At 43.6% G+C, this 26,087-nt stretch carries 30 protein-coding genes; 7 read left to right on the top strand and 23 right to left on the bottom strand.

Features of this window, described 5'->3' with window-relative positions:
• Positions 1-39: 39 nt before the first annotated feature.
• The 3 genes from QNH15_RS02570 to QNH15_RS02560 all read right to left on the bottom strand — a co-directional run bounded on the left by QNH15_RS02570 (position 40) and on the right by QNH15_RS02560 (position 4,639).
• Positions 40-612 (bottom strand): non-oxidative hydroxyarylic acid decarboxylases subunit B, encoded by a 573-nt coding sequence (locus QNH15_RS02570; protein ID WP_283892337.1) that lies wholly within the window; start codon positions 610-612, stop codon positions 40-42.
• A 1,935-nt stretch (positions 613-2,547) separates the two neighbouring features.
• On the bottom strand, positions 2,548-3,006 hold the full coding sequence (locus QNH15_RS02565; protein WP_283892335.1) for a hypothetical protein: 459 nt from the start codon (positions 3,004-3,006) through the stop codon (positions 2,548-2,550).
• A gap of 187 nt (positions 3,007-3,193) precedes the next feature.
• Positions 3,194-4,639 carry a glycoside hydrolase family 1 protein gene (locus tag QNH15_RS02560; RefSeq protein WP_283892333.1) on the bottom strand — a complete coding sequence of 482 codons (1,446 nt, stop codon included), beginning with the start codon at positions 4,637-4,639 and terminating at the stop codon, positions 3,194-3,196.
• A gap of 226 nt (positions 4,640-4,865) precedes the next feature.
• Here QNH15_RS02560 and QNH15_RS02555 point away from each other — a divergent pair, with 226 nt between their 5' ends.
• Positions 4,866-5,594, top strand: coding sequence for a MurR/RpiR family transcriptional regulator (locus QNH15_RS02555; protein ID WP_283892331.1), 729 nt, complete (start codon positions 4,866-4,868; stop codon positions 5,592-5,594).
• An 8-nt stretch (positions 5,595-5,602) separates the two neighbouring features.
• Here QNH15_RS02555 and QNH15_RS02550 read toward each other — a convergent pair whose 3' ends face one another.
• From QNH15_RS02550 to QNH15_RS02535, 4 genes are all read right to left on the bottom strand, one after another.
• Entirely contained in the window at positions 5,603-6,115 is a 513-nt protein-coding gene (locus tag QNH15_RS02550; RefSeq protein WP_283892329.1) for a histidine phosphatase family protein, read from the bottom strand.
• Positions 6,116-6,180: 65 nt separating this feature from the next.
• Positions 6,181-6,654 (bottom strand): GNAT family N-acetyltransferase, encoded by a 474-nt coding sequence (locus tag QNH15_RS02545; protein ID WP_283892327.1) that lies wholly within the window; start codon positions 6,652-6,654, stop codon positions 6,181-6,183.
• Positions 6,655-6,739: 85 nt separating this feature from the next.
• A complete protein-coding gene (locus QNH15_RS02540) occupies positions 6,740-7,192 on the bottom strand; it encodes a GNAT family N-acetyltransferase (protein WP_283892325.1) in 453 nt (150 codons plus the stop codon).
• Positions 7,193-7,204: 12 nt separating this feature from the next.
• On the bottom strand, positions 7,205-7,822 hold the full coding sequence (locus tag QNH15_RS02535; RefSeq protein ID WP_283892323.1) for a LysE/ArgO family amino acid transporter: 618 nt from the start codon (positions 7,820-7,822) through the stop codon (positions 7,205-7,207).
• A gap of 119 nt (positions 7,823-7,941) precedes the next feature.
• Here QNH15_RS02535 and pdxR point away from each other — a divergent pair, with 119 nt between their 5' ends.
• Both pdxR and QNH15_RS02525 read left to right on the top strand, forming a co-directional pair.
• Entirely contained in the window at positions 7,942-9,387 is a 1,446-nt protein-coding gene (pdxR, locus tag QNH15_RS02530) for a MocR-like pyridoxine biosynthesis transcription factor PdxR (protein ID WP_283892322.1), read from the top strand.
• An 11-nt stretch (positions 9,388-9,398) separates the two neighbouring features.
• Positions 9,399-9,923 (top strand): DinB family protein, encoded by a 525-nt coding sequence (locus tag QNH15_RS02525; protein ID WP_283892321.1) that lies wholly within the window; start codon positions 9,399-9,401, stop codon positions 9,921-9,923.
• 34 nt (positions 9,924-9,957) lie between these two features.
• Here the strand turns inward: QNH15_RS02525 and QNH15_RS02520 are convergent, their stop codons facing one another.
• Positions 9,958-10,398, bottom strand: a complete 441-nt coding sequence (locus tag QNH15_RS02520; RefSeq protein WP_283892320.1) for a YybH family protein — start codon at positions 10,396-10,398, stop codon at positions 9,958-9,960.
• Positions 10,399-10,465: 67 nt separating this feature from the next.
• Positions 10,466-10,927, bottom strand: coding sequence for a GNAT family N-acetyltransferase (locus QNH15_RS02515; protein WP_283892318.1), 462 nt, complete (start codon positions 10,925-10,927; stop codon positions 10,466-10,468).
• Between the two features lie 131 nt (positions 10,928-11,058).
• On the opposite strand from QNH15_RS02515, the gene QNH15_RS02510 reads away from it, so the two are divergent.
• Both QNH15_RS02510 and QNH15_RS02505 read left to right on the top strand, forming a co-directional pair.
• Positions 11,059-11,514, top strand: coding sequence for a GNAT family N-acetyltransferase (locus QNH15_RS02510; protein WP_283892317.1), 456 nt, complete (start codon positions 11,059-11,061; stop codon positions 11,512-11,514).
• 27 nt (positions 11,515-11,541) lie between these two features.
• Positions 11,542-12,078 (top strand): sugar O-acetyltransferase, encoded by a 537-nt coding sequence (locus QNH15_RS02505; RefSeq protein WP_283892316.1) that lies wholly within the window; start codon positions 11,542-11,544, stop codon positions 12,076-12,078.
• 37 nt (positions 12,079-12,115) lie between these two features.
• On the opposite strand, the gene QNH15_RS02500 is transcribed toward QNH15_RS02505, so the two are convergent.
• From QNH15_RS02500 to QNH15_RS02490, 3 genes are all read right to left on the bottom strand, one after another.
• Positions 12,116-12,670, bottom strand: a complete 555-nt coding sequence (locus QNH15_RS02500) for a GNAT family N-acetyltransferase (RefSeq protein ID WP_283892314.1) — start codon at positions 12,668-12,670, stop codon at positions 12,116-12,118.
• A gap of 146 nt (positions 12,671-12,816) precedes the next feature.
• Entirely contained in the window at positions 12,817-13,707 is an 891-nt protein-coding gene (locus QNH15_RS02495; protein WP_283892312.1) for a PhzF family phenazine biosynthesis protein, read from the bottom strand.
• A gap of 16 nt (positions 13,708-13,723) precedes the next feature.
• Complete coding sequence (locus tag QNH15_RS02490; RefSeq protein WP_283892310.1) at positions 13,724-14,488, bottom strand: SDR family NAD(P)-dependent oxidoreductase; 765 nt, start codon at positions 14,486-14,488, stop codon at positions 13,724-13,726.
• Between the two features lie 233 nt (positions 14,489-14,721).
• Here QNH15_RS02490 and QNH15_RS02485 point away from each other — a divergent pair, with 233 nt between their 5' ends.
• Positions 14,722-15,453, top strand: coding sequence for an MOSC domain-containing protein (locus QNH15_RS02485; protein WP_283892308.1), 732 nt, complete (start codon positions 14,722-14,724; stop codon positions 15,451-15,453).
• Between the two features lie 27 nt (positions 15,454-15,480).
• Here QNH15_RS02485 and QNH15_RS02480 read toward each other — a convergent pair whose 3' ends face one another.
• The 5 genes from QNH15_RS02480 to QNH15_RS02460 form a co-directional block, all read right to left on the bottom strand.
• Positions 15,481-16,125 carry a TVP38/TMEM64 family protein gene (locus QNH15_RS02480; protein WP_283892306.1) on the bottom strand — a complete coding sequence of 215 codons (645 nt, stop codon included), beginning with the start codon at positions 16,123-16,125 and terminating at the stop codon, positions 15,481-15,483.
• Between the two features lie 53 nt (positions 16,126-16,178).
• Positions 16,179-17,243: a sensor histidine kinase gene (locus QNH15_RS02475; protein ID WP_283892304.1), complete on the bottom strand. Its 1,065-nt coding sequence runs from the start codon at positions 17,241-17,243 to the stop codon at positions 16,179-16,181.
• Positions 17,244-17,254: 11 nt separating this feature from the next.
• The gene (locus QNH15_RS02470) at positions 17,255-17,938 is read right to left on the bottom strand and encodes a response regulator transcription factor (protein ID WP_283892302.1); all 684 of its coding nucleotides are present in this window, start codon (positions 17,936-17,938) and stop codon (positions 17,255-17,257) included.
• 2 nt (positions 17,939-17,940) lie between these two features.
• Positions 17,941-18,543 carry a class I SAM-dependent methyltransferase gene (locus QNH15_RS02465; protein WP_283892300.1) on the bottom strand — a complete coding sequence of 201 codons (603 nt, stop codon included), beginning with the start codon at positions 18,541-18,543 and terminating at the stop codon, positions 17,941-17,943.
• A gap of 120 nt (positions 18,544-18,663) precedes the next feature.
• A complete protein-coding gene (locus QNH15_RS02460; RefSeq protein ID WP_283892298.1) occupies positions 18,664-19,506 on the bottom strand; it encodes an aldo/keto reductase in 843 nt (280 codons plus the stop codon).
• 213 nt (positions 19,507-19,719) lie between these two features.
• On the opposite strand from QNH15_RS02460, the gene QNH15_RS02455 reads away from it, so the two are divergent.
• A complete protein-coding gene (locus QNH15_RS02455) occupies positions 19,720-19,992 on the top strand; it encodes an excalibur calcium-binding domain-containing protein (protein ID WP_283892297.1) in 273 nt (90 codons plus the stop codon).
• Between the two features lie 41 nt (positions 19,993-20,033).
• On the opposite strand, the gene QNH15_RS02450 is transcribed toward QNH15_RS02455, so the two are convergent.
• The 6 genes from QNH15_RS02450 to QNH15_RS02425 form a co-directional block, all read right to left on the bottom strand.
• Positions 20,034-21,392: a glycosyltransferase family 2 protein gene (locus QNH15_RS02450; RefSeq protein WP_283892295.1), complete on the bottom strand. Its 1,359-nt coding sequence runs from the start codon at positions 21,390-21,392 to the stop codon at positions 20,034-20,036.
• A 253-nt stretch (positions 21,393-21,645) separates the two neighbouring features.
• The gene (locus tag QNH15_RS02445) at positions 21,646-22,098 is read right to left on the bottom strand and encodes a GNAT family N-acetyltransferase (RefSeq protein ID WP_283892294.1); all 453 of its coding nucleotides are present in this window, start codon (positions 22,096-22,098) and stop codon (positions 21,646-21,648) included.
• Complete coding sequence (locus QNH15_RS02440; RefSeq protein ID WP_283892293.1) at positions 22,098-22,550, bottom strand: NUDIX domain-containing protein; 453 nt, start codon at positions 22,548-22,550, stop codon at positions 22,098-22,100. Before QNH15_RS02440 ends, QNH15_RS02445 begins: the two co-directional genes overlap by 1 nt.
• A gap of 305 nt (positions 22,551-22,855) precedes the next feature.
• A complete protein-coding gene (locus tag QNH15_RS02435; RefSeq protein WP_283892292.1) occupies positions 22,856-24,166 on the bottom strand; it encodes a hemolysin family protein in 1,311 nt (436 codons plus the stop codon).
• A 276-nt stretch (positions 24,167-24,442) separates the two neighbouring features.
• Positions 24,443-25,528 carry a glycerophosphodiester phosphodiesterase gene (locus tag QNH15_RS02430; protein WP_283892290.1) on the bottom strand — a complete coding sequence of 362 codons (1,086 nt, stop codon included), beginning with the start codon at positions 25,526-25,528 and terminating at the stop codon, positions 24,443-24,445.
• A 96-nt stretch (positions 25,529-25,624) separates the two neighbouring features.
• Positions 25,625-26,080 carry a GNAT family N-acetyltransferase gene (locus tag QNH15_RS02425; protein WP_283892288.1) on the bottom strand — a complete coding sequence of 152 codons (456 nt, stop codon included), beginning with the start codon at positions 26,078-26,080 and terminating at the stop codon, positions 25,625-25,627.
• Between the last annotated feature and the right edge of the window lie 7 nt (positions 26,081-26,087).

Genomic DNA, 26,087 nt, shown 5'->3' with positions numbered 1-26,087 from the left:
CAGAGGGCCGGATTTTTGTTTGTAACTAAGCTTATCTTTTCAATTTTGTGATTTAATTATACCATCCCATCTTTTTGCATCCGACATATGAATGCCAAACTGATCCAATGCCCGGTATACAATATGATTCACTACATCATCAATGGTTTCTGGATGGTTATAAAATGCAGGCATTGGCGGGAAAATGATCGTTCCCATACGTGATAGGGACAGCATATTTTCAAGATGAATATCATTCAGAGGAGTCTCACGCGTTAACAGTAACAGCTTTTTTCGCTCCTTTAAAATGACGTCCGCTGCGCGTGTCACCAGGTTATCTGCCAGCCCCATACGGATTGACGCTAATGTTTTCATACTGCAAGGCGCCACAATCATCCCATCTACTTGAAAGGAGCCACTGGAAATTTTGGCTCCCAGATCTTTATATGAATACGTATAATCCGCCAGCTTCTCCACTTCCTGCGATGTATACGGCGTTTCTACCTTGATTGTCGCAGCTGCCCATGAAGACATAACCAAATGCGTTTCGACTTCTGTATCTTTAAGAAGCTCCAAGAGCCGGATTCCAAAAATGGCTCCTGTCGCTCCGGACATTCCCACAATTAACTTCATCTATAGTTCTCCTTCTTCTATTAGCGAGTCTATATATACCTTATCATGATCATTATACACACAGGCTTATTATAGTCATAATTGCGGGCAAATGACACCCCGTTTTAAAATGCAAAAAAGAGCGCATGCAGCGCCCTTTTTTAAAATTCAATCTGAAATCGGAAATTTACTGGCCAAGCCGTCATTAAACATATCTTATGGTCAAATTCCCAATGAAATTCCGAGTCGCTCCATTTTGAACACGAACGGTTTGTCCATTAGAAGGAACCGTAGTTTTAAATACATAATTAATGCGCTGATTAGGAAGTCCTCTCGTAACTGTTGGTCGTGGTCTCAATTGGAAAGTTGTAGTGTTAATCGTATAATCTGAGTACGTAATCGTTCTCAGAGATTGGAGATTTGTGCTTGAAGCACGTTCGTCCAGAATGCAGTGCCTTCTTTGGCCCGTCCAATAAAGATATCTTCCATTCCTGATGAACCATTGGTTTCCTTGTCTGTACCTAATACCCACGCATTCCCCGGGATAAATGATAGTAGGATTATTAGAATGGGGTGTATTTGGACAAGGTCCGGCATTCGGTATTAATCTCACATCCAGAAGACGGCTTCTTCTGAACCAAAGATACTGCTGGTTGACCTGTCCTGTAGTCCTGTTGATCGCCCAGTGACTAATAAGGATTCCGTCATAGGCACCTAAATTTGTATTAGAAATATTTCTTCTTACATTTAACGTATTCCCACTTCTGCTGACCACACCGCCAATAAACCTGCCATTATGAACACAATGACCTCCTGCACAATCAGCACCTTGGGAAGCTCTGTAGAGAACACCAACACATGAACCATTTTGAATGATTGCCAATCAAATCTTACCTCTTTTCTTCCTTTTTAACCCCTGAATTAACGGATTATAGAATGACTGCCGAGCCTGTTTTAAAGAATGACAGATTTGATTTATAGTATGTGAAGGAACTTATGTGAGTGAGGGCTTGTCACAAAAGAGGCTATAAGGGGAGCAATCATTCTTCGAAGGCGGCTCATATTATGTAAAAGCGGATTTTGGTATGTGTAATTCTAATAGGGGGGAAGTTTTTATTTCGGAGGGTAACAATTAAAGGGGTGGTTAGATAGATTACTGGGGCAATGTGCGTTATAAAAAAAACCATTCCAGTTAGGAGGACTTATTCGCTATTCTGTTTCTTTGCGGGACGTCTTCACTAATTTTTCCGATTGGTGGTGAAAAAGTTCACTTTTTAGATACAAAAAAAGGCATATATGCCCCTCATTGTCCTTTGAACTTTCTCATATTGGTTAATAAGGATTGAAACCTTTCATCTTCAAACACTTTCTCTCGACCGTTTTCAGGAATCTTCACATACTCATCTGTTATAATATCGTATAGCTTGTCCTCTTCATGGTCGAAGAAAAGCGTGTATAGAAGAAAATCTTTAATGTTCCCCGTCACAAGGATGCCGTCATTAAGATAAGTATGGATGAAATTCTCGCGTCTGATGACCTCAAATAATCCATTTTTCGCCCTTGAGGAACAATTAATCTGCCAAATTTACTTCGGGCATAATTACTAAAATCCCTAAGTTGGTACTCCAAGTCGACTGGAATTTCTGTTTCTTCTTTCTCAATGATTGAAAGCAGCCTATCAATGGGTTTATTTTCCTTCTTCATCTAATGTATGGGATTGAATCTTTAGCTCCTGTTCGACTTCATAACTGATCAATATCTCTGAACATTGGTTGTTTGCGTCCTCAAGTATTCTGTTCCACCTTGTTTGTACGCTCTCTTTAGCGCTTGTTCATCGTTTTCTACTTCCCCGTCCTCCATCTTCTTTACGATGTACGACCTATACCTAAAACAATTGGTATCGGGCATGTAAATTGGTATGCTTTTCTCCACCATCCGATTCTCCCCAAAATTTGATTAGATTTCTTCGTCAGCGATTTCCTCATTAATCATTTCTTTAGCAAGTCGAGCCACTTCTTTTGTTCTCTCGAATTTTTCTTGCCTTTTAGTTATGAATTCCATAAAGTTCGGCAGGTCACTGAATTGTTCTGTCTCTACATGCCAAGTTCCATTTTCGCTGGTTTGATACCCTTTGTATTTTTTATTGGCGCAGTGCCGTCTTACAATTTGCTGTGATTTACCTGTCAGAGCTGCAACCTCTCTGACATTAAGGTACTTAGGAACATTGAAATATTCGGATATCGATTGGATCTCATCTTTTTCAAGTCTTTGAGAGTACAATTCAATCTCTTTGTCTAGCTCTTGCTTCAGCTTAAGCATTTTCAAATAAGCCCTTGCAGCTTCGGATTTGACCATTTGCTTTTCCTTCTCCTCGAGCTGTACTTGGTCTAGTACATGACTCATATTAATCACCATCCTTACCACCACCTTACCACAAAATAGAAACTTTCGAAACATTTTAATAGCAACTTTCGCAACCTTTGTAACCATTCTATTCATCGGCGCGGATTTTAAACCTCCCTATAAAAAAGAGACGGTCAGGAACGTGTCCTGCCGCCTTCTTTTATTGGCTGAAATCGAAACTTTACTGGCCATCCTTCCTCTATTTGGAATCCAGTCGCTCCCCATTAGAGGCGATCACATCTTTATACCAGAAGAATGACTTCTTCCTTTTCCGTTCAAGGGTGCCGCTGCCGTCGTCCTGCTTGTCGACGTAAATCATTCCGTACCGCTTGGAAAACTCGCCGGAGGACGCACTCACCAGGTCGATGCAGCCCCAGCTCGTGTAGCCCATAACCTCGGCACCGTCTTCAATTGCTTCCCCCATCGCTTTGATGTGTTCCCGCAGGTAGTCGATGCGGTAGTCATCTTGGATGGAGCCGTCTTCTTCCACCTTGTCATAGGCACCCAAGCCGTTTTCCACAACGAACAGAGGAACCTGATAGCGGTCATAGAGTTTGTTCAGACTGATGCGAAGTCCTTCAGGGTCGATCTCCCATCCCCAGTCACTCGCTTTCAGGAATGGATTTTTCACGCCGCCAATGATGTTTCCTTCTGATGATTCCCCTCCGGTCTTCTCCTTCTTTTCCGTGCGGGACATGTAATAGCTGAAACCAATATAGTCCACGGTCCCTTCTTTTATGAGCTCAAGGTCGCCTTCCTGGATGTCCAGCTCGATGCCGTGATCTTTAAAATAACGCTTCATGTAGGAGGGATATTCCCCGCGTACCTGAACGTCTGCACAGAAGTAGTTAAACAAACGCTCTTCCTCATAGGCATACATCACATTTTCCGGGTTGCTGTCATAGGAATAGACCGGTGCAAATAGGATCATGTTGCCGATTTTGGCTTCCGGAATGATTTCGTGGCAGGCTTTAACCGCAATTGCGCTCGCCACAAACTGATGATGAAACGCCTGGAATGTCGGCAGGTATTTGTCCTCTTCCTTTTGGATCGCGAAACCAAGTCCCTGGATCGGCATGAACAGACCGCTGTTGATCTCGTTAAACGTCATCCAGTACTTCACTTTATTTTTATAACGGTTGAAAATTTCATTTACGTACCGCTCAAAGAAAGTGACGACTTGCCGGTTTCTCCAGCCGCCGTATTCAGTTACGAGATGAAGCGGCATCTCATAATGCGAGATGGTGACAACGGGTTCAATTCCATGCTTATGAAGCTCATCAAACACACGGTCATAGAACGCCAATCCTTCCTCATTAGGCTCAAACTCATTACCGTTTGGAAAAATGCGGGTCCAGGCAATCGACAGACGGAATACCTTGAAACCCATCTCGGCAAACAGCGCAATATCTTCCTTATAACGATGATAAAAATCAATCGCCTCATGGTTCGGATAGCTGTATTTAACCTGATGAACCTTAAAATCAAAACCGGGATTAAGCAAAATATCATACCGTTCTTTTCCGCCCGGAAGAACGTCCGCAATATTTAACCCTTTTCCGCCTTCACCAAAACCGCCTTCAATCTGATTGGCAGCTGTTGCTCCTCCCCATAAAAAACCTTCACGAAACGTGTATGTTTTCAAATGGATGACCTCCGTATCTATGGTTAACACTTGTTATGATGTGTTTTTTGCAGTCTTCAATACGCTTTATTAAAATCGTAACGTGATACGGCATGAAAATAAACGGGTGTTGGCTATTTGGTTTTGTTTCACATGGAGAGTCACTTGTGACCAGAATGTCACACAGTGTTACATAAGAAGCTATTGTGGTAGGATGTGGATAAAGGACATAAGGAGATTGGAAGCCATGTTATTTTCAAATGAAATGATTGCTTCGTTTAATGAGCTGGAAATGGCTCTGTATAACTATATTCCTCAGCACAGCGAAAAAGTGGTGTATATGCGAATCCGTGAGCTCGCGGATGAAACGCATGTCTCAACCGCCACTATTCTGCGCTTTTGCAAAAAATTAAACTGTGCGGGTTTTTCCGAGTTCAAAGTTAAGCTAAAAATGGAGTTGGACCAGACGAAAGCAACGAGGATCAATTGTCCCCAGCAATCCGTCGTGGAGTTTTTCGAGCGCACATTAAAGGGAGATCTCGATGAGAAAATAAAAGAGGCGGCAGAACTCGTGCTCGAGGCAGCTAATGTGATATTCATCGGAATCGGAAGTTCGGGAATTCTTGCCGAATACGGTGCACGCTACTTCTCCAGCCTGGGGAAATTTTCACTATACATCAAGGATCCCCACTTTCCCATTCATTCGAAGCTTACAGCTAACAGTGTAGCCATCGCCCTTTCCGTTTCTGGAGAGAACCCGTTTACGGTCACTCATCTTCACCAGTTGAAGCAAGAAGGCAGCAAAATCATCAGTATTACCAATCAAAAGCTCTCAACCGTGGCCAAACTCTCAGACCTCAACATTCCGTATTATGTCACCGAGGAATTTGTGGAGCAGTCCAATGTCACTACACAAGTGCCGGTAATCTATATCCTTGAATCGATCGCCCGCAAAATCCATAAACAGATCACATAAAGACAGCCTTACAAACCTTGCAAATGTGAAGTGCTGTTTGCAAATTTAATAATCTTCTTGTCTCGGTAATAATCAAGAAAGTGAATCCCCGTATAGTCCGTGTGAAACCATATATTATTTTCCATGGGCAAATCCAGAAAGCTTTCAATAATTTGAGTAATCATGCCGCCATGAGTAACTATCGCAATCCGGCCGAAATCCTCACTATTCCGGATATAGGATAAGACCTCTTGACCGCGCTTTCTGAATACCAATCTATTTTCCGTCTCCTGCATTTCAATTAGGTCGTCTAAATATTCCACCGAACACCCAGTGGTCTGAGATAACATTTTTGCCTGTCTTGCGCGTTTCAGCGTACTGCTCCATATTAATTCCGGAGGAAAATCGTTTAATACCCTTTGGGCCATTTTCTGTACTTGTAAGACTCCAAGTTCGGTTAAAGGTAAATCCGTGGAACCCTCATAATCCTCTTCTAAAAAGTCATCTTCAGCTTCCCCATGTCGAATTAATAGAATATGCATAAGAGGCCCTCCCTTTTCACCTACTAGTTTCTCTAACTATGGAAAGAAACCTTTTTTCACAGGCCCTAATCCAACGTCATAACAAACAACACCCTGTCGTGGTTTGGACCATCGTAATTCGAAAAGACGGATACACCATCCACTTCCTTGTCACCATGTTCAATATGAAATCCCATTTTCGTGTGATAAGCAATGGATGTCTTGTTGACCGGGGAAGTTACAGCACGAGCGACCTTCCTGCCATTCTTTTTTACCACCTTAAAAAATTCATGATAAAGTTGCTTTCCTACATTATTTTTACGATGCCGAGGATCTACTCCAACAAAATGGATGTATGCTGCATCCGGATAAGATTGAGACAAAAAACCGATCAAGAAACCGATGATCTTACCCTCTTTTTCAGCAATAAAACTGGTAGTGGTAAAATGGTCAAAGAATAGCTTAGGCAGCATATCGGACATTTGTCTACCACCCCACCATTCATTAATCAAAGGGGAAATCACGTAATAATCGGAACTTCTAACATTGAGTATTTCCACAACTCTACATCCTTTCTTTATAGGAATAAAACCATATGATCACGAGGAAAGAACCGCTCCTTATAAAGCAGTTCTTTTTCCCTTATCAATTTGCTTTCTTCTCCAGCAACATATCAACATGCGGAATGCCATCTTCCATATATACATCCGAAATCGTCTGGAATCCGAACGATCCATAAAACTTCTCCAGATAGTGTTGCCCCTGAATTTTGATCGTATCTTCCTTCAGTTCGTTCAATGTAAAATCAATGCCTCTTAGCAGAAGTTCCTGTGCAAGCCCCTGTCCTCTGTACTCTTTTTTAACGATGACTCGACCGAGAGAAGCTTCTTGGTAGGAAACACCCGCCGGCAAAATCCTCAAATAGGCGGCAATATCGCCATCCACTTCTTTATACAAATGATAGGAAGACAGATCTTTGCCATCTACTTCAAGGTAAGGACAGTTTTGCTCGACAACAAAGATTTCCGTCCGCTCTTTTAAAATGCTGTACAATTCACGGGTCGTTAACTCATCAAATGTTTTTAGTTTCCAGCTCATGATGCGTCTCCTTTATTGATTAATTAGTGAGGTTCCGAGATAAATGGCCGTCCCCCACATAACGAGGGCAGAGATTTTGTTCAGCAGCGCCATGACTCTCCCCGACTTGTCGATCTTCCCGAGCGCATTTCCGGCAATGCCGAGCCCCAAGAACCACAGCCAGGAAACCACGATACAGGACAGGCCGAACGCCAATTTTGCGGTTCCTCCATAGTTTAAAGAGCTTGTTCCGATTACGCCTACCGTGTCCAGAATCGCGTGCGGATTCAGCAGGGATACCGAGAGCGCGAAGGCCATTTGCTTTTTCGGTGTCAGTACGTTGATTTCCTCATCCTTCACCGGCCGTGGGTTGCTTCGCCATGTCACAACTCCCATATAGAGTAAAAAAAGGATTCCAAGGATGAACAAAACGGTTTTGATCCAAAAGGAACCGAGAACAACAACCGAAACCCCCGCAACAGCCAACGTGATCAATAGGGTATCACAAACAGAAGCTGTCAAAATGACCGGCAGCACCCGGCTAAATCTGGGCTGAACCGCCCCTTGGTTGAATACAAATATATTTTGCACGCCGAGCGGCAGAATGAGGCCAAATGCCAAAATAAAGCCATGAAGTGCTGCCTGTAACATTGCTCTCCTCCTAAAATAAGGTTACCTTTACTTTATAGGAAGTGGAGGCATTCGTCTCCAACCAATTGGAACGGTTTAGAACCAACCAATTTGCAACACACGACAAGGAGAAGTTAAACATGAGGGAAACACGCTGGCTGCCGGTGAAAGAATCGGGGACTCCCCTTCATCAGCAGATCTATGATCATATCAAACAAAAAATCGAAAACGGCGAGTGGTCCGTCGGTACCCGAATTCCGACACAAAGAGTACTCGCTGCCCAATTCAAGGTGAACCGGAGCACAATCGTCTATGCGCTGGATGAACTGACCGCCGACGGTCTGATCGAATCCAAAGTCGGAAAAGGGACCTTCGTCATCAACAACACGTGGAGTTTGCTCGCCTCTGCCCCACCACCCGATTGGAACAGCTATGTTAAATCCGGAGCGTATCAGCCGAACATCCAGACCATCCAGGATATCAACCAGGCGGAAGCAAATCCCCATATGATCCGGCTCGGCACCGGGGAATTGTCTCCTGACTTATTACCTGTTGAGCAGACAAAAGCCCTCTTTCAGAAAGAATCCACTTCTCCTTTTTCCATGGGATATCCGGAGCCAAAAGGCGATCCTTATTTAAGGCAATTAGTGAGTGAGTATTTAAGGAATAAGGGCATTGAAGTTTCACCATCATCCATCTTAATTGTATCCGGCGGACTTCAGGGACTGCAGCTGATTTCGTTAGGTTTGCTGCACCGAGGCTCCACCATTTTTCATGAAAACCCTTCGTATCTGAATTCTGTCCACGTCTTCCAGTCGGCGGGCATGAACCTGCATGGCATACCGGTGGATCATCAGGGAATGGTGAGCAGTTCAATCTCCCGGCTGAAAAAGATGTACAATGGGGCGCTGCTTTACACCACTCCTTCTTTTCATAATCCCACAGGAGTTCTGATGTCTGAAACCCGGCGAAACGAAGTGCTGAACATCTGTACGAGTGAAAAGCTGCCGATCATTGAGGATGATGTGTACGGAGATTTATATTTTGAAGAACCGCCACCCCCGCCGCTAAAATCGAAAGACAGTCAGGGACTGGTTGTATATATGGGCAGCATGTCCAAAACCTTGGGGCCAGGTCTTCGAATCGGATGGGTGGTCGGACCGGAGCCCGTAATTAACCGGCTGGCTGATATCAAAATGCAGACCGATTACGGTTCCTCCTCCCTCTCGCAATATGCGGTATCCCAGTGGCTCGCGAGCGGGCAGTATGAAGGCTACATCAAAGACATCCGCCAAAAACTGAAAAACCGACGGGATTTTACGCTCGAGATTTTAAACTTCCATTTCAAGGACATCGCCACCTGGACGGTTCCAACGGGAGGGTTCTTTATATGGCTGAGGCTGACGGCAAGCCTCTCAACGGAAAAACTATTTAAAAAGGCCCTGCAGGGGGGCATTTTGCTGAACCCCGGAAATGTGTATGACCGAAGTGACCAGCAGCACCTTCGCCTGTCGTATGCCTATGCTTCTCTTCCCCAATTGGAAAAGGGATTGGTGCGGGTGGCGGAGATGATCAAAGAAGGATAGGGAGCGATTGAATGATTCATGATTTAAAAGGTAAGCCTGAAATGGGGCCTGTTGTAGGAATGCTTTACGCCATGGTAGAGGGCAACTATCAACGGTTAACGTCCATTGTTGCCGGAATGACCCAGGAAGAACTGAATTACAAAGGACCAAAAAACGAGTATAACAGTACAGCCCAACTGCTAAAACATTTGGCTTATGTTGACCTGAACTGGATTTTTAGAATAAAGGGTGAAGCTATTCCATTGGAACTCGAAGAGCACTATGGACCTATGCTGGACGAGAACCGCCAATTGCCGCAAGTAAAAGGCATTGCCCTTGATGTACTAATTCGTAATTATGATGATGTAATGGCTATGATGAAATCCTTATGCTATGAGCTGACAGACAAAGGATTAACTCAAAGGGTTGAGTATGAAAATGCCAACGAAGCCACGATTAAATGGGGTATTTGGCACATTGCAGATCATAGCAGATATCATCAGGCACATATTAACCAATTGCGGAAATGGTTTAAAGAGAGTAGTAGGGTAAAATAAAAGGATTGCGGCTGCAATCCTTTTATCGTTTCTTTTACTTTAAGTTAAACATACCTTTTCCTGTGTTCATGTCTATTGGCAGCGAGGAATGTTCATGGGTGATTAACCAAGAGTCCTTTTCTTTTCGTAAGCCGAAGGTAAAGCGATTGGTGATTTGACGAAGCTTCTCTCCTGACTCCTCCTGGTGAGCCGCAAAAGTAACCGTACAATGGATGAATGCTAGATTAGAATTTTCCTCCACAACCAGATCGTTAAAATCAACGTTGAGGTAAACTCCATCAGCTGCTAAACCATTGAACCACTCGGTGACGCTTTCTTTCCATGGAGCAATCCCTCTGCTCTCCCATTTTCCCCAGCAATCATAAATAAGAACGTCTGGATCATAGCTGGATAGAAACCTCTCCACATCTTTTTCATAAACCGCCGATTTGTAATTGTCGAGAACGTCCTGAACAACACTCATACTCACTGTCATACATTCATCTCCTAAAAAGGCTATATTTATGTAATACTTTCGATATACTATCCTATAATCCTTTTGCCTATTGTTGACCTGTAGGCATCCTGTAAATCTTTAGCGACCCGCCGTCCGGTCCAAAAACTTCCCCATGTTGGGACCATCCATATCGTTCATAATAATATTGAAGATCCGTCGCGAGATAAAGATGAGAATAACCCTTTCGGCGCGTTTCTTTAACGCCGTGTTCAAGAAGCTGTGCGCCTAATTCTTTTCCTCTATATTCTGGTGATACATATAAACAAGCCAGCCAAGGGGTTAAATCCTGGCGGCTGTTGAGATCATTCCGCAGTAAAGCAACTGTCCCGACGATCTGATCATCGACTAACCCTATGTAGAATCTCGGCAAATCTTCCTCCGTCTTGCAGGAATGTTTGATGCAGTCCTGATAAAAAACAAAATTATCTTGATTGCCCCACTGCCCCCAATACGTGTTGACTGCACGATCAAACAAGTCCATCCGTTTTTGGACGTTAACGATTTCCATGGAACCACCTCCCAGCCATTTACATTCTGGAAAGTTGTTCAAATCCCTGCCATTTTCTCCTTTTGCAATTCAAGCGAAAATGCTATACGTTATGAATAGCTATTTACATAACAGGAAAGGGCGAAGCATCATTGAACGCGAAAAGAATTACAACAAATCAAGAGTTGGAGCAGGCATTCTCCATCCGAAAAAAGGTGTTTGTTGAAGAACAATGTGTTCCGTTGACGGACGAGTTTGATGAGTTTGACCAGTTGGACGGCCGCTGCGAGCATATCCTGGCTTACTATGAAGACCAGCCGGCAGGTACGGGACGCATCCGGTGGGTAGAAGGCGTCGGAAAGCTCGAGAGAATCTGCATTCTGGAATCCTTCCGTAAATTTGGACTAGGAAAAGTCATCATTAAGGCATTGGAAGATATCGCAGCTGAACAAGGATCCAGCCGGGTCAAGCTGCACGGCCAAACACAGGCCGAGGGCTTTTACCACAAACTCGGCTATCAGACGTCTTCTGATGTTTTTATGGAAGACGGCATTCCCCATCTTTTGATGACAAAGGAATTGATTTCAGGAGGTTCATTTGAGGGATAGAGGTTAATTGAAAGGAGGAAATGTATTGTGAGTGAGAAAGAAAAGATTATTTATGAACGCGGAACTGAGGAACTGAAATTAAAAACGACGGTTGCTCAAAAACTGGTACGGGAATTGAATCATTGTAACATCGAAGACGAGGAAAAGAAAGACGAAATCATAAGGGAATTGTTTGGCAGTGTCGGCGAGAAACCCAGCCTTGAAGCTAATTTTCAATGTGACCTTGGCTACAATATTCACGTTGGTGACCACTTCTATGCCGGTTATAACTGTACCATTCTAGATATGGCAGAAGTCAGAGTTGGCGACAACTGCATGATTGGTCCCAATGTGGGAATTTATACAGCAGGTCATTCCATAACACCCAAGGATCGGAACAAGACCGGCTTTGCCATTCCCATTACCATAGGGAATGATGTATGGATTGGCGGAAGCTGTGTGATCCTGGCTGGAGTGACGATTGGTGACCATTCCGTTGTGGCAGCAGGTTCTGTTGTGACAAAAGATGTTCGCCCAGATACGGTTGTAGCTGGTAATCCGGCAAGAGTAATTAAATCTATATAACAAAAAAGGCAGCGAAACGGCTGCCCTTTCCTTTAGTTTATTCACATTGAAATTCTTCTCTCAACAATCCCATCACGACAGTATCGTAATATTTCCCGTCAATATAGGAATGGTTCCTCAAGCGCCCTTCCACTTCAAAACCGCACTTCTCATAAGAGCGGATGGCTCTTGTGTTTCCGCTCCAGGTGTCCAGTTGAATGCGTTCCAAATTCATCGTTTGGAATAAGAAGCGGATCAGGATTTTCATCGCATCCGTCCCATATCCTTTGCCCCAGTATTCTTTGTGACCGACCCCGATCCCCACCGTGCAGCGCCTGGCAATCATGTTCAGTTCCCGGTAGCTAACGGATCCAATATGTTCCGGTATTTCTTCCAGAGTATAAATGGAAAACTCCCCAGTCTCCCGTTTATCCAATTTAATGATCGATTGCTCGTAGTCTGCTTCAATTTTTTCCATTGGCACATTGCTGAGGCGAAAGAAACCTGTACCTGCTTCGAACCTTGCCGTCTCCTCATCATTCCGCCAATCATAGGTTCGTTTATAATCGTCGAGTGACACCGGCCGCAGTTCGGCCTTTTGTCCAGTCATCATAAATAACATCCCGTCCTCTTAATTGTTTTTTACAAATGGTGATCGGGTCATAAACACAATACATGCGTACCATAAGCATCACATCCCTTCAGAAAAATAACTTTCCTATTTCTCATTCTAATTTCAGTAAAGATTCCCTGCTGTTTCTAAAAAGCGACTTCAAATTCATCCACTCTGACAGCTGTTCCGGTGATTTGGATTTCCATTCGGTCGGCCGTTTTCGTCACTTGCACCTTCACTCGGCCGTCCCTTTCGATTTCCTGTCCCTGTTCCACTAGCAGATGTAAAGGGCTTTCCGCTCTTTGATCTATGAAAGTTGCATAATAAGCTCCCATGACACCCGAAGCTGTTCCGGTCACAGGATCTTCAACCGTCCCGGAGTAAGGAGATGAAAAATGCCGGCCGTGCATGTCTGCGTCTGGATTAAAGGTCTCCAGGCAAAACGGGTGTACCGAGGCACGGGGCATTTCTTTTAAAATGGAAGGAAATCTTTCATTGTCCGGCTTCATTCTCTTGAATGCATCCAAGCGTTTGATCGGGACCAAAAGCGTCCAGTTCCCGGTGCTTCCGTATGTAACCGGCAGATTGGAGTCAATATCCTCACGTTCAATCCCCAGTGAATGGGCCAGCTCCTCGATCGAGCCGTTAAAATCCCTGAACTCAGGTGACGCTTGCTGCATCGTAATTGTAATGTCCTGCCCGTCAGAACTGAGTTGGAGCGCTAAAACACCCACATTCGTTTCCATCGCCAGATCGGTCTTGTCACCAAGCAGCCCCCTGGTTTTCAACGCAAAAAGAGTCGCCATCGTCGCATGGCCGCAAAGATCCGCTTCATGTCCCGGTGTAAAGAACCGCAGTTTCAAGTCTGCACTCTTTGAACGGACGGGAAAGGCGGTTTCGTTAAATCCTACTTTGTGTGCAATTTCCTGCATCTCTTCCTCAGTCAGCTCATCGCCGTTCAGTACAACGCCTGCCGGATTGCCTTTATATGGCACCTTGCTGAACGCTTCGTAATGATACACCTTAACTGTCTTCATGTTTTCGGTCCTCCTCTTAGTCCATAAACGAGCCGCAGGTCAAATTGGCAATGGTTCCGGTCATCGCACTGGCATGGTTGGAGGCCATCAAACAAGCAGCATTGGCTACTTCATTCAACTGTGGCAACCGCCCAAGTACTGTTCCGTCTTCCATATAGGCCTTCACGTTGGCTACATCACCGCTCCATGTTTCCGGGATGGCATCCGGCCGCAGACAAACAACACGCACACCCGCCGGGCCAACTTCTCCTGCCAGGCTGCGGGAAAATGCTTCTATCGCAGCACACGCGGTAGAGAAGCCTCCGGTCAAATGGTATCTGCGGTCGCGTCCTGACAGTACAGATGACGAAGAAGAAAGCGTCAAAATAACCCCGGATTTTTGCTGTACCATGTGGCGGGCCGCCGCTGTTCCTGTAAGGAAATGCGTTTTGATTCCTGTCAGAACAGGCACCGTAAAATCCTCCGCAGGCATATCCAGCAGCGGTGTCCCCTGCAGGTCGCCCCGAATCCATACGGCGTTAAATGAAATGTCAATCCGCCCTGCTTTTTGTACAACCTCATTCAAATGCTTCTCGATAGCCTCCTGATTCAGCGCATCAACTTGTGCCGCTTCAGCTGTTCCGCCTTCGCTTTTCATTTCTTCTGCCACTTTTTGAAGAGAACTGAGGGTTCGTCCGGCCAAAAATACTTGTGCTCCTTCCCTCGCAAAAGCCCTGGCAACCGCACGACCGATCGATCCGGCTGCCCCGTAAACCACTGCATTCTTGTTTTCGAGCAACATAATTAATCCTCCCGTTCAAACTTTTTCACATGAAGGTTAATCCTGATGTAATGAAGAAGAAAGCAAAGACAATAATGATGAAGAGATTGATAGGTGAAGTAAGGAAAGGAATCTCATGGGGTTAAAAGATCTAAGATTAGTATATCACTCCCGACAGGCTGCGGTAATGTGATGAAAGGTATTCTACGATTTCCATCGAACCTATACAGGAGGATACAAAAGGAGGCGGTAATATGTTAGTTGGCCACATCAAAGAACTGGTTCGCCATCCTGTGAAATCGTTCTTCGGCGAAAGCGTGCAGGAGACGCAGATCATGGATTATGGGTTGTATGGTGACCGCAGCCACGCCTTTTTGGATGAAACACGAAAGAACAAGTTTTTAACGATCACGCAATTTCCCGAGATGGTCCGGTACAAAGCAAGATTTTCAGGGGAAGGGTTCTTGGACCGCTATCCGAATGTCGAGATCACTACACCGGAGGGCAGGGTGACAGCGTGGGGAGATGAGAAGCTTATAAAGGAACTGGAAGAACGATCACAACGAAAGCTGTTACCCGTTTCCTATACTCCAACGCATGTCCCTTTAGGTCCGATTGAGGAAGAACATCTGCAATTGGTAACCGACGCTTCCCTGGACAAATTGAAGGAACTGGCTGGAAAACAGGAGGTAGAGCATCGGCGGTTTCGACCCAATCTATACCTATCACTAATAGAAAAAAATCCATTCGTTGAGGAAACCTGGTTTGGAAAACGAATGAAAATCGGAGACGACGTAGAAATTCAGTTACTGCGGCATTGTGAACGGTGTTCCATCATCACGTATCATCCTGAAAATGCCAAACGGGATGCTTCTTTACTAAAAACAGTAGCGAAAGAACGACAGAATCACTTTGGTGTTTATGCTTCTGTTATCAAAACTGGTAAAGTCCGTGTGGGTGATGGGGTTTATCTATTGGAGTTGTAAAGAGGGAATTTCTTAACCCTCCCTCTTTTACTCTGCTGTATTTTGAACTGATTTAAATTGATTCCATATCTGAGTGGAAATAAACATAATGAGAACAAAAGTTATGATATATAAAGCAACAGTTATTGAGGAGTGGCTTAAACTTTCACTCATAAAACTGTAGATTTCCACTAATGGCAAGTTGGCAAGCAACAGGGTAATCATATAACTCCCGTACTTAATGCCCGCTGTAGCGGATAAATAACAAACGGCATCACTTGGTGCAATCGGGCAGATGACACCCAAAATCAAAAATTTGACTTTATATTGTTCTACTAATCCTTTGATTTCAGGATTGGCATGATTTAAATAACGAGTAATAAATCCGAACGGAAACTTTTTTGCCACCATAAAAATCATACTTTCACTTAAAAGAATTCCTGTCATGGAAAGAACAAAAGCCTTAGTTGGATCAAATACGAAACCGCCAAGCACCATGAGCAAAACCCCCGGAAAGCAAACCGGTAGGCGAATCAACCAAAATAACAAAAATAAGATCTCTGCCTGATCGGAATATCTTTTTAGGACACCGGTGATATCATTTATGTTCAGGTAGATACCTCCTAATTTATTGATAGTAAGAATGGCAAGCAAAAGACAAATGAGCATCATTCCAATTTTTATGTTTTTCAAAGCAACTCCCTCCTACTTCTACTTTAGGAAAGAGACCTTAAGAAAAACTTAGGTTAATTCTTAACTTTTCTTAAGATTGGAAGTCTGACAAATAGAGTGAGCCGCTCCTTCTCTAATTCCGCATCTATTTGCCCTTGGTGAAGCTCAGTAATGGTTTTTGCGATCGCCAAACCGAGCCCTGAACTTGTTTCTTCATATCTTGACTTGTCTGTTCGGTAAAAACGTTCAAATAACCTTTCCATATCAGAAGGTTTGAGGTTTGCCGCTTTATTTTCAATAGAGAACAATACGCCTTCGTGATTTGTTTCAAGACGGACGTTGACCACCGAAGGCTTAATACTGTATTTCTTGGCATTTTCCAGGAGATTGTCAAATACACGTGCCATTTTTTCAACATCCACTGTCATCATGATGGATTCCTCAATATTCAACTCCAGGATCAATCCTTCTTTATCAAAAATGGATACATATTCTCCGCACATCTGTCTAATCATTGCGCTAAGGTCTACATCCGACTCGTTCAATTCTATATTCGTACTTGTAAGCCTCGTGTATTCAAACAGTTCATTAATCAAACTCATTAAGTTCATTGACTTGGAGTAAATGATTTCCGTATATTCGGATGCTTGTTCAGCGCTCTTATATTTTCCTTTTCTGAGCAAATCAACATAACCGGTGATTGACGTCAACGGTGTTCTTAAGTCATGCGAGACATTGGTGATCAGCTCGCTTTTTGTTTGCTCCAGTTGGCGCTCGTTCTTTAGCTTTTCCTTCAGACGATTGGACATTCCGTTAATATTGGCACTTAATTGTGCTAGTTCATCGTTTCCCCTGATTTCTATAACCGTTTCAAGGTTATCATCTGCCATAACATGGACTTTTTGGGTTATATGGTTAAGGTATCGAAGTTTCTTTCTAATCAAAAGTAAGAAAGAGATAACAAAACCTAAGACTGCCAACCCGACCATCGAAAGTGTAACCAGGTTATAACGCAACGGGGTGCTGTCTCCATTGATGTAATAATCCATCAACAACCTTGATAAAAGGGCTAGAATGATCAAGGAGATGATATAACTTAACGAGATTGCCAGAAGAAGTTTTACACTGAGTTTGTTCATTCTTCTCCATCTCATATTTTATATCCTACTCCCCAAACGGTTTTAATATAAATCGGATGTTTTGGATCGGCTTCAATTTTTTCTCGTATCTTTGTAATATGGACCATCACTGTATTGTCCGATTTGAAAGAATCTTCATTCCAGACCGCTTCATAAATTTTACTTACACTCATCACGATTCCTTTGTTGCGAGCAAGAAGCTCCAGGATATCGAATTCCTTGGGTGTCAGTCTTACTTCATTTCCTTGCACCCATACTTGACGAGTTTCTGTGCTGATTAACAAGCTGCCAATTTCTATTTCAGAAGTTGTAATGCCCCCTGTATTGTACTTGGTATATCTTCTGAGCTGAGACTTCACTCTTGCCATTAACTCCAAAGGATTGAAGGGCTTTGTTAAATAATCATCTGCTCCGGACGCAAGGCCTTGAATTTTATCCATATCTTCAGATTTTGCAGAGATCATGATGATCGGCATGTTTCTTTCTTCCCTTATTTTCATACAAGCCTGAATGCCATCCATTTCGGGCATCATAACATCCAAAAGTACTAAGTCATAGTGCTGCTTTTTCAACATTTTTAGAGCTTCCATTGCGCTTTCAGCTTTAACGGTGGTGAGCCCTTCATTATCCAAATAAATGGCAATTAAATTTCTGATTTTCTCATCATCGTCTACAATTAGGACTTTCCCTTCCATTTTCACACCTCATTTTTCACGCAACAAAACACATAGGCTGGTGGGAGGTTCCGAAGCTCCCTCGATACTTTTACCTTTGGAAAAAACGCTTCAATCATTCTTTTTTTCATGTTTGTATATTGAAACGTTATGAACTTCCCTTTATTACGCAAAGATTTTTGAACACCTTTTAAAATTTGATTGGACATTTCTTTTGGCAGGCTTGCGAATGGCAAACCTGATACTACAGCATCTGCATAGGGCAAGTGATAGTACTTCATATAATGATTTAAGTTTTCAGCAGATCCATGAACCACATAACAATTTTGAACATCTTGAAATTTTAATTTTAAATGCTCATAAAATGCCTCGTTGTATTCGATGACTAATATTATCGTTCCCTTTTTTCGTTTCTCAAGCAATTGATCGGTAAATACACCTGTTCCTGCTCCTAACTCAACAATATACGAAGAGGTAGAGAAATCTATATCTTTAACCATTTTAGCAGCTAAATATTTCGAACTTGGGAAGATCGCTCCAACGGTCCGAGGCTTAACAATATATTGTGAAACAAATGAAAAGTACACTGTAGCACACTCCACGGGTTTGACTTTATAATTAACCATAAATTTCAAACCTTAAGAATCCACTACAGAAAAGATTAAGATTTATTAAGATTTATTAAGATTGCCGATGTACATAGTTAAGAGCAAAAAAAATAGGAGCCTAATATGGCCCCTACTTGATTAAAAATCAAAGTTGTCCGGATCTGGTCCTACCCGCAGGTTTTCGTTCAACCCGTCAATTTGATTCATCTCTTCTGTTGTTAATTCAAAATCAAAGACTTGTGAGTTTTGAATAATGCGGTGTTCTTTTGTGGATTTCGGAATGGTGACTACCCCATTCTGAAGGTCCCATCTTAAAATCACTTGCGCCACGCTCTTTTGGTGGGCATCCGCAATTTCCTTCAGCACTGGATGATCCAGCAATTGTCCCTGCATAAGCGGAGACCACGCTTCCAGTTGAATGCCTTGAGACTTGCAGTACTCTTGAAGCTCTTTTTGGGTGAGTTTCGGATGATATTCCACCTGGTTGATCATCGGTTTGATCTCGGCATCCTTCATTAATTCTTGGAGATGGTGAATTTGAAAATTACTTACACCGATTGCTTTTACTTTGCCTTCTTTATAAAGCGTTTCAAGCGCTCTCCAGGCGTCCTTAAACTTGCCTTCCACCGGCCAGTGAATGAGGTACAGGTCTAAATATTCCAAGTTGAGCTTTCTCAAGCTTTCCTCGTACGCTGCGATTGTTTTTTCATATTCCAGTTCAGCGTTCCAAACCTTGGAGGTCACGAACAAATCCTCCCTGGAAAGTCCTGCTTCCGCAAGTCCTTCCTTGATCCCGGTTCCGACGCCTTCTTCATTTTCGTAAATCGCTGCAGTATCAATGCTGCGGTATCCGTTCTTGATGGCTGCTTTCACAGCATTCACAAGCTCCGGTCCTTCCTCCACTTTAAATACCCCAAGTCCGAACCAGGGCATTTTTACTCCATTATGCAAAGTGGTTGTATCCTGTAAATGATTGGCCACAATAATTCCTCCTATGCTTGAGCTTATCAAACAAGGTCTATTATTTCCCATAATGAAGGTATTGAGAAGTACGCACTTTTCAGTATCGTAGGCACCTAAAGGTTTTATGGGAACTTTTTAGTGCCTGTAGAAACAGCTTTAACAGGAAAATAGTTGCAGGTAATAAGAACCGGTTATAAAATGGAGTTACATACATAAAAAGGAAGTGTGCGAATGAAAAAAGTCAGCGCCGTTCTTTTAACCTGCGGGCTCGTTGTTAGTTTATCCAGTGGTCTGCCAGCAGAAGCGAAAACCTCTGTTGCCAAAGTAAAAACCTATAAAAACTGTACGGAGATGCACAAAGATTACAAAGGTGGAGTATCCCGCGCCAAGAACGTTAGGAACAAAGGCGGCAAAACAAAATACAAGCCGCATGTATCCAAGGCGCTTTATGATGCAAACAAAAAAAGCGACAGAGACAAAGATCTTATCGCTTGTGAACAATAAAAAAAACAGACTTTCAGAAATCCTGAAAGTCTGTTTTTACTTTATGCCGCTGTTTCTTCCCCAGTTTCATAATGCCGCCCCGTTCTAGCCACCTTATTCCAGGCCTTTCGGTTGAAGAAATAGTCCACCGTGCCAAAAATAACAGCAAACATAGTGATGAAGCGATAGAAGAAAATATCAAAGATAATCACCATCAGCAAAGGATACGTATCCTTTTCCTGAAAGGCATAGCCGTGCCTCTCACTCATGCCAATGGCGACCATGTCATAAACCAGGCCGACTCCAAAAATATAAGCCACATATAGTAAAAGGAAGGTCCATGAGAACAGCTTTCCGTCCAGACCATCCATAATCAATACACCTGTCATGATATAAACAGCCATGGTACCGGCAAAGAACCCTTCAAACAAATAGAAAAAAGACACAGGTTTGGTGAACAGCGTTTTAAGCAAAAATGGCCCAAAATGAAAAAGGCAATCCACAAATGCTTTTTGCCAGCGCACTCTTTGCTTGAAAAGGTCTTTCCAGTTCTCCGGCAGCTCCGTGTAACAAACCGCATCCCGTATAAGCAGCACTTTACTTTTCTTATGCTTGGCCATGTATTTGTGCATCTTCAAAGTAATATCTATATCCTCACCGACGGTTGATCGGTAGCCGCCCACATCAAGTAAGGCTTTCTTTGTAAAAATTCCAAAAGCACCGGATATGACAGCCAGTGCTTTAAAACGCGCCAATGAAACTTTATTGACATAAAATGCCTTCATAAAGTCCAGCGCCTGTGCACGAACCAGCATATTCGCGGCCTTGAGAGATAAACCATCCAAAGGCTTTTGGACTTTTGTTTGAAGCACGTGCACGACTCCGCCCGCGGCAATGACATTTTCATCCGAAAACGCCTGGTTTACTGCGGGTAACGCCTCATCCGTTAAGATCGTATCCGCATCAAGGGTAACGATCAGCGGCTGGCTGGAATATTCGATGCCAGCGTTCAATGCATCTGCCTTTCCTCCATTCACTTTATCCAGCACAAAGATGTGTGGAAAATATTCCGACTGGTATACACCTTTTACGTTCCTGTACTGTAAACGGTGAGTGTGAGCCTTCATGCACGGCGTTAAGGCTAACAAGGAATCCAGCTTAGCAAACGTCTCATCCGTAGAACCATCATTGATATAAAGAATTTCCGTCTTTGAATAGGACAGTGTCTTCATGCTGCTGACTGATGTTTCAATGATTCCCTCTTCGTTATAGCACGGGATCAGAATACTGGCTCCCTTGTCTTCGGTCGTTCTTCTTTTTCGTTCAAGGCTATTCCGTCTGAATATGGGCAGACAATGAACGGAGTGCAAAAAGGGAAATGCTATAGATATAAAAATTAAAAAATACCACAAATAGTCCAACTCAAATCCTCCTAAACCCATAAATTATAACGATATAACTATAGTAATTGGAACTTAAAAGGTTTTTTTAGAGGGTCGTTGAACGATTTGAGTAGATAGTCGTTATTTGTCGAACACAAACAATATACGGTATTACTATTAAGATATTGCGCAAAAGGCGAAAGACCCATGCTTGGTAAACACTTTGTAAGTAAAAGTTTAAGCATCTGCAAATCCTTTTAAAAATATATTAATTTCCTGCCTAAGTCTACAATTATTTCAAACGCAAACAATGGGTAGATTTGGGATATCTTGTTTCTTGGACAAACCCAAATGAAGTATAGAAAAGGTCACCTCGCTCTGTATCGGTATGCAGCACCAGCTTGTGAAAATGGTGGTTGGCCTCATGGATAATCCTTTTCAGCAAAAGCGTTCCTAGACCCATCCTTCGAAACTCACAGGCTACATAAAACCTTCTTAATCTCCCAACTGATGTCTCGTTTGCATAAGGGTCACGATTAAGCCCGCCAATGGCCACACATTGACCGTCGGGATCAAATACACCCCATAGGGACTCTCCCGGCCGGTCAAAGGTATTACTGCTGTTCTGATAATCATGCATTAGCCGGTCGAGAAAACGAAAGCCTTCCCGTTTACTCTCCTCAACCAAATGAGTGATATTCACTTCATTTAGGTTATCCATTTGTTTAACGGTGAATTGTTCCATTACTGTGCTGCTGGAATGGCTTGTTTTCGTATGCGTAGCGCTTCCGCTTCTTTTATGCTTTCAGCCAGCCAGATCGGCGTTTTAAGGTGATTTAGTATGTCCTCTTCTGTTAACCAATACAACGCCTCGACCTCATCCGGACTTTTCACAAAAGGCCTACAGTCATCCAGCTCACATAAGAAAACCACATCAATAACTTCGCGGCCGTCCTCAAGAGTAAACGACGTGCTGCGAACATACTGAATTTCGCCTTTTACTGTTGCCCCGACCTCTTCAAAAAGCTCTCTTTTTACGCTTTCCTCCAAGATATTGGTTGAATTCCCTGCTTCCGTATCCACCTTCCCCCCCACAAATGCAAGCAATCCTCCTGCATGGTCTTCTTTCAAACTGCGTTCAATGATTAGCCATTGATCATCTTTATATACTGCGGCTTCTACGTTTACGACAAACATCTAATTCTCCCCCTTAAACTTAATTCCAACTCTATTTATACTTCATAAAGCTGTTTTTTCCTTTTATTAGGACAAAAAAAGCCAGGCTAATGCCTGACTTTGCTGTTTTTATATAGTTTCTTGTTCCCATAATTTAACTTACTCTCAAAAAGTCTTCATTTATTCTCAAAAAAACATTTTTATTCTCGAACTAGGCCACTTTATTCTCAAATTCGGGTGAAATATTCTCAAACGGATTAATCCTAATGCATTTCGACGTATTCTTTTACTAGGATACGAGCGGTTCATCCATCGCTAGACCTATGTTAATTCGCTTCAGATGGCTGTTCTTCCATTTCACGTACCTGAATCTTTTTGATCTGGTGGCCATCCATTCCTACTACTTTAAATTCATATTTTTCATGCCGGACTATATCGCCTGTCTGAATGTCTGAGTTCATGGAAAGCATCCAGCCGCCGATTGTGTCCAGATCGGTTTCATCGATATCCAGGGCATACATATCATTAACGTCTTCGATCAGAACTTTGCCGTCAAGCATTCTCGTTTTGGCGTTCACATTCAGGATCATTGGGGATTCATCCTGGTCAAATTCATCCCGGATTTCACCGACCAGCTCTTCCAAAATATCCTCAATCGTGACCAGACCTGATGTTCCGCCGTACTCATCCATCAGGATGGCCATATGGGCGCGTTTCTTCTGCATTTTGGTTAACAGCTCTTGAATAGGAATGTTCTCAAACACGCTCAAAACCGGACGGGTATACTCCTCGAGCGGCACCGCCTGTTTTCCTTTCATGACGCCATGAAACAATTCCTTGGAGTTGATCATTCCCAAAATCTCGTCTTTATCCTCACCGACAACGGGATAGCGGGTAAATTGCTCCTGAATGATGGTTTCAAAAGCTTCGTCCAGGCTTTGGCCCGCCTGAAGAGTAACAATTTCCGTTCGGGGCACCATGATTTCTTTGGCGAGCCGATTATCAAACTCAAATACATTGTTCACATAGCTGAATTCTGATTTATTGATCTCTCCGCTTTTATAGCTTTCACTTAAAATGGAACGCAGTTCTTCTTCTGAGTGTGCCATTTCATGCTCCGAGGCTGCTTGAAATCCAAACAATTTTACAAACAGCTGGGCGCTACCGTTCAATGCCCAGATGAAAGGGTACATGATTTGGTAAAAGAAGAGAAGCGGACGGGATAACAGCAAACTGACACTTTCCGCTTTTTGAATGGCAATGGTTTTTGGCGCCAGCTCACCCAGTACCACATGCAAGAAGGTAATGGACGCAAACGCAATGATAAACGAGATGGTCTTCGCCAAAGCTGCTGAAATCTCCAGGTTCACAAACAAGGGGTGAAGCAAGTGTTCGACCGTTGGTTCACCGAGCCACCCCAGGCCGAGTGCCGTAATCGTAATCCCCAGCTGACAGGCTGACAGAGATCCATCAAGGTTGGTTATGACTTTTTTGGCTGCAACTGCATTTCGGTTCCCTTCCGCCACCAGCTGTTCAATCCGGGTAATACGCACACGGATGATCGAGAATTCTGCAGCTACGAAGAACGCAGTAAGAAGGATCAGTACCGCAACCATGAATAAATTAAATATGTCCAATAAGGTCCTCTCCATCCCAAAGGATAAAGAGGTTCCACCTCCCAGGTAAAAAATAATTGATCTTTTTCCTTTGTATTAAATTACGCTAATTGTCCGTTCTCAATACCATTTCATGAAATTGTTTCCTACATTTGATCTCCCCATAATCAAATTCTTCAGTCATCTCCATATCAAATACGAAACAAAGGCCGTGAAGTTTCAATATTTGTCTATCGTTCGTTAATTGGACACATAAAAGACGGCAGGCTCTTCGGCCGGCCGTCTTGTCCTGTTATTTTAAACATGCTTTGGTGCTTTATATGGTTTCGGAAGCTTAAACCCATGCTGGGCCATCACCTGGCGCAAACGGTCCGGATAGTCGGTAATCAAGCCGTCGACTCCGTCATTAATGAGCTTGTTCATGGTTGGCTTATCATCCACCGTCCAAGGAATGACCTTCATCCCTGCCTTATGGGCTTCATCTACCATTTGCTTGGTCACGTAGGGCTCATAGTTTTCATCGGTAATCTTTCCATCCTGCGGGAAACCATGAACAGGTGAGATCGCATCTGCCCCAAACGAGTGGGCGGCCGCCACAAGGTCACCATTATAGTCGTCAATATCAATGCCGCCAAGCCATGGGGAGGCGCCTGGCTGTCCAGGCTGCAGGAATTGCGGTCCGTTTGTAAGCGCCACAATCGGAAGACGGGGTTCGACTTCACGCATCCGCATAAGAGATCCCCAGTCAAAGCTTTGAATCGAAACACGGTTGAGCATTCCGGCTTCACGAACCTGGCGGGCGACGATTTGTACAAATTCTTCACGCGGAGCCGTCTCTTCCGGAGCACCGGCCTCTACTTTTGTTTCTATGTTCATCCATACCTTTTTCGCTTTGTACCGTTTCACAAGATCAAAAATATCCGTCAACAGCGGCATTTTGGCACCAGGGCTTGCTACCTGTCCTGGAAACTGCGGCAGTGTGGAAGAACCACAGTCCAAGGTCCGAATCTGACTCAGCGTCAGAGTTTTTATGTATTTGCCAACATACGGGTACTCCGGATCGCCTGCAAAAGCGGGCTTTGTATCCCGGCATTTGGCCCCCGAAATTTGCCGGTCATGCGTAACAACTGCCTGGTGGTCTTCTGTAATTTGCACATCCAGCTCCAGCGTGCTCACCCCAAGCTCCAGAGCACGGGAAAAGGAAGCGATGGTGGATTCCACCGTAAGCCCGATTCCTCCGCGGTGGGCTTCCAGATCAAAACCCCTTTGCCCAAAAGATTGATGGCCTTTATCAGCTGCTGAAACCGTTGGCCCCGCTCCAAAAACAGCCATTGAACTGATCATGATTGTTGAAATAACCGTCCCTATAACCTTCTTTTTCATCTGCTTTTCTCCCCTTAAACGCTATAGTAGAATACGTTTCAAGTATAAAGAGCCTTTATAAACCCTTCTTGAAGCAAATGTTAAGAAAACATATGGTTATAGTTTCATTGTCATAAACACACTGTTCGGATCGTTGGTATAGTCGGCAAACGGCTCACACACTTCAAATCTGAAACGAGTGTAAAGCCTTCTTGCCGGTTCAAAGGCTTCCATGGAGCCGGTCTCAAGACTCAGCCGCTCATAGCCCCGATGTTTCGCTTCGGCAATGATATGTTGGAGAAGCTTCTGCGCTACTCCCTTTCTCAAATGGGAGGTTGCCGTGCGCATGGACTTGATTTCTCCATGCTGGGCGTCCAGTTCCTTTAATACGCCACAGCCCATAAGCTCGCCGTCCGTCCATACACTCCAAAACGTGATATCCGGCTTCCGTAAGTCATCCAGATTCAAGGCATGGATGCTTTCCGGGGGCGAATGCAGCTGCATTCCCTGAAGGTGCTCCCCAATCAGTGACCTGATTTCGGTTCCTGTTAAATCGTCTTCTCTTATATCCACTTTCGAT

This window comes from Fictibacillus enclensis (assembly GCF_030123385.1).
In the GTDB taxonomy this organism is placed as follows: domain Bacteria; phylum Bacillota; class Bacilli; order Bacillales; family Fictibacillaceae; genus Fictibacillus_C; species Fictibacillus_C enclensis.
This window is presented reverse-complemented; position numbering and strand designations above follow the sequence as displayed.

Bases quoted from the DNA above. Each gene is read 5' to 3' on its own strand.
- QNH15_RS02570 (WP_283892337.1), bottom strand. From the start codon at position 612: ATGAAGTTAATTGTGGGAATGTCCGGAGCGACAGGAGCCATTTTTGGA.
- QNH15_RS02565 (WP_283892335.1), bottom strand. From the start codon at position 3,006: ATGGTGATTAATATGAGTCATGTACTAGACCAAGTACAGCTCGAGGAG.
- QNH15_RS02555 (WP_283892331.1), top strand. From the start codon at position 4,866: ATGTTATTTTCAAATGAAATGATTGCTTCGTTTAATGAGCTGGAAATG.
- QNH15_RS02550 (WP_283892329.1), bottom strand. From the start codon at position 6,115: ATGCATATTCTATTAATTCGACATGGGGAAGCTGAAGATGACTTTTTA.
- QNH15_RS02540 (WP_283892325.1), bottom strand. From the start codon at position 7,192: ATGAGCTGGAAACTAAAAACATTTGATGAGTTAACGACCCGTGAATTG.
- QNH15_RS02535 (WP_283892323.1), bottom strand. From the start codon at position 7,822: ATGTTACAGGCAGCACTTCATGGCTTTATTTTGGCATTTGGCCTCATT.
- pdxR (WP_283892322.1), top strand. From the start codon at position 7,942: ATGAGGGAAACACGCTGGCTGCCGGTGAAAGAATCGGGGACTCCCCTT.
- QNH15_RS02525 (WP_283892321.1), top strand. From the start codon at position 9,399: ATGATTCATGATTTAAAAGGTAAGCCTGAAATGGGGCCTGTTGTAGGA.
- QNH15_RS02520 (WP_283892320.1), bottom strand. From the start codon at position 10,398: ATGACAGTGAGTATGAGTGTTGTTCAGGACGTTCTCGACAATTACAAA.
- QNH15_RS02515 (WP_283892318.1), bottom strand. From the start codon at position 10,927: ATGGAAATCGTTAACGTCCAAAAACGGATGGACTTGTTTGATCGTGCA.
- QNH15_RS02500 (WP_283892314.1), bottom strand. From the start codon at position 12,670: ATGATGACTGGACAAAAGGCCGAACTGCGGCCGGTGTCACTCGACGAT.
- QNH15_RS02495 (WP_283892312.1), bottom strand. From the start codon at position 13,707: ATGAAGACAGTTAAGGTGTATCATTACGAAGCGTTCAGCAAGGTGCCA.
- QNH15_RS02490 (WP_283892310.1), bottom strand. From the start codon at position 14,488: ATGTTGCTCGAAAACAAGAATGCAGTGGTTTACGGGGCAGCCGGATCG.
- QNH15_RS02485 (WP_283892308.1), top strand. From the start codon at position 14,722: ATGTTAGTTGGCCACATCAAAGAACTGGTTCGCCATCCTGTGAAATCG.
- QNH15_RS02475 (WP_283892304.1), bottom strand. From the start codon at position 17,243: ATGAACAAACTCAGTGTAAAACTTCTTCTGGCAATCTCGTTAAGTTAT.
- QNH15_RS02470 (WP_283892302.1), bottom strand. From the start codon at position 17,938: ATGGAAGGGAAAGTCCTAATTGTAGACGATGATGAGAAAATCAGAAAT.
- QNH15_RS02465 (WP_283892300.1), bottom strand. From the start codon at position 18,543: ATGGTTAATTATAAAGTCAAACCCGTGGAGTGTGCTACAGTGTACTTT.
- QNH15_RS02455 (WP_283892297.1), top strand. From the start codon at position 19,720: ATGAAAAAAGTCAGCGCCGTTCTTTTAACCTGCGGGCTCGTTGTTAGT.
- QNH15_RS02445 (WP_283892294.1), bottom strand. From the start codon at position 22,098: ATGGAACAATTCACCGTTAAACAAATGGATAACCTAAATGAAGTGAAT.
- QNH15_RS02440 (WP_283892293.1), bottom strand. From the start codon at position 22,550: ATGTTTGTCGTAAACGTAGAAGCCGCAGTATATAAAGATGATCAATGG.
- QNH15_RS02430 (WP_283892290.1), bottom strand. From the start codon at position 25,528: ATGAAAAAGAAGGTTATAGGGACGGTTATTTCAACAATCATGATCAGT.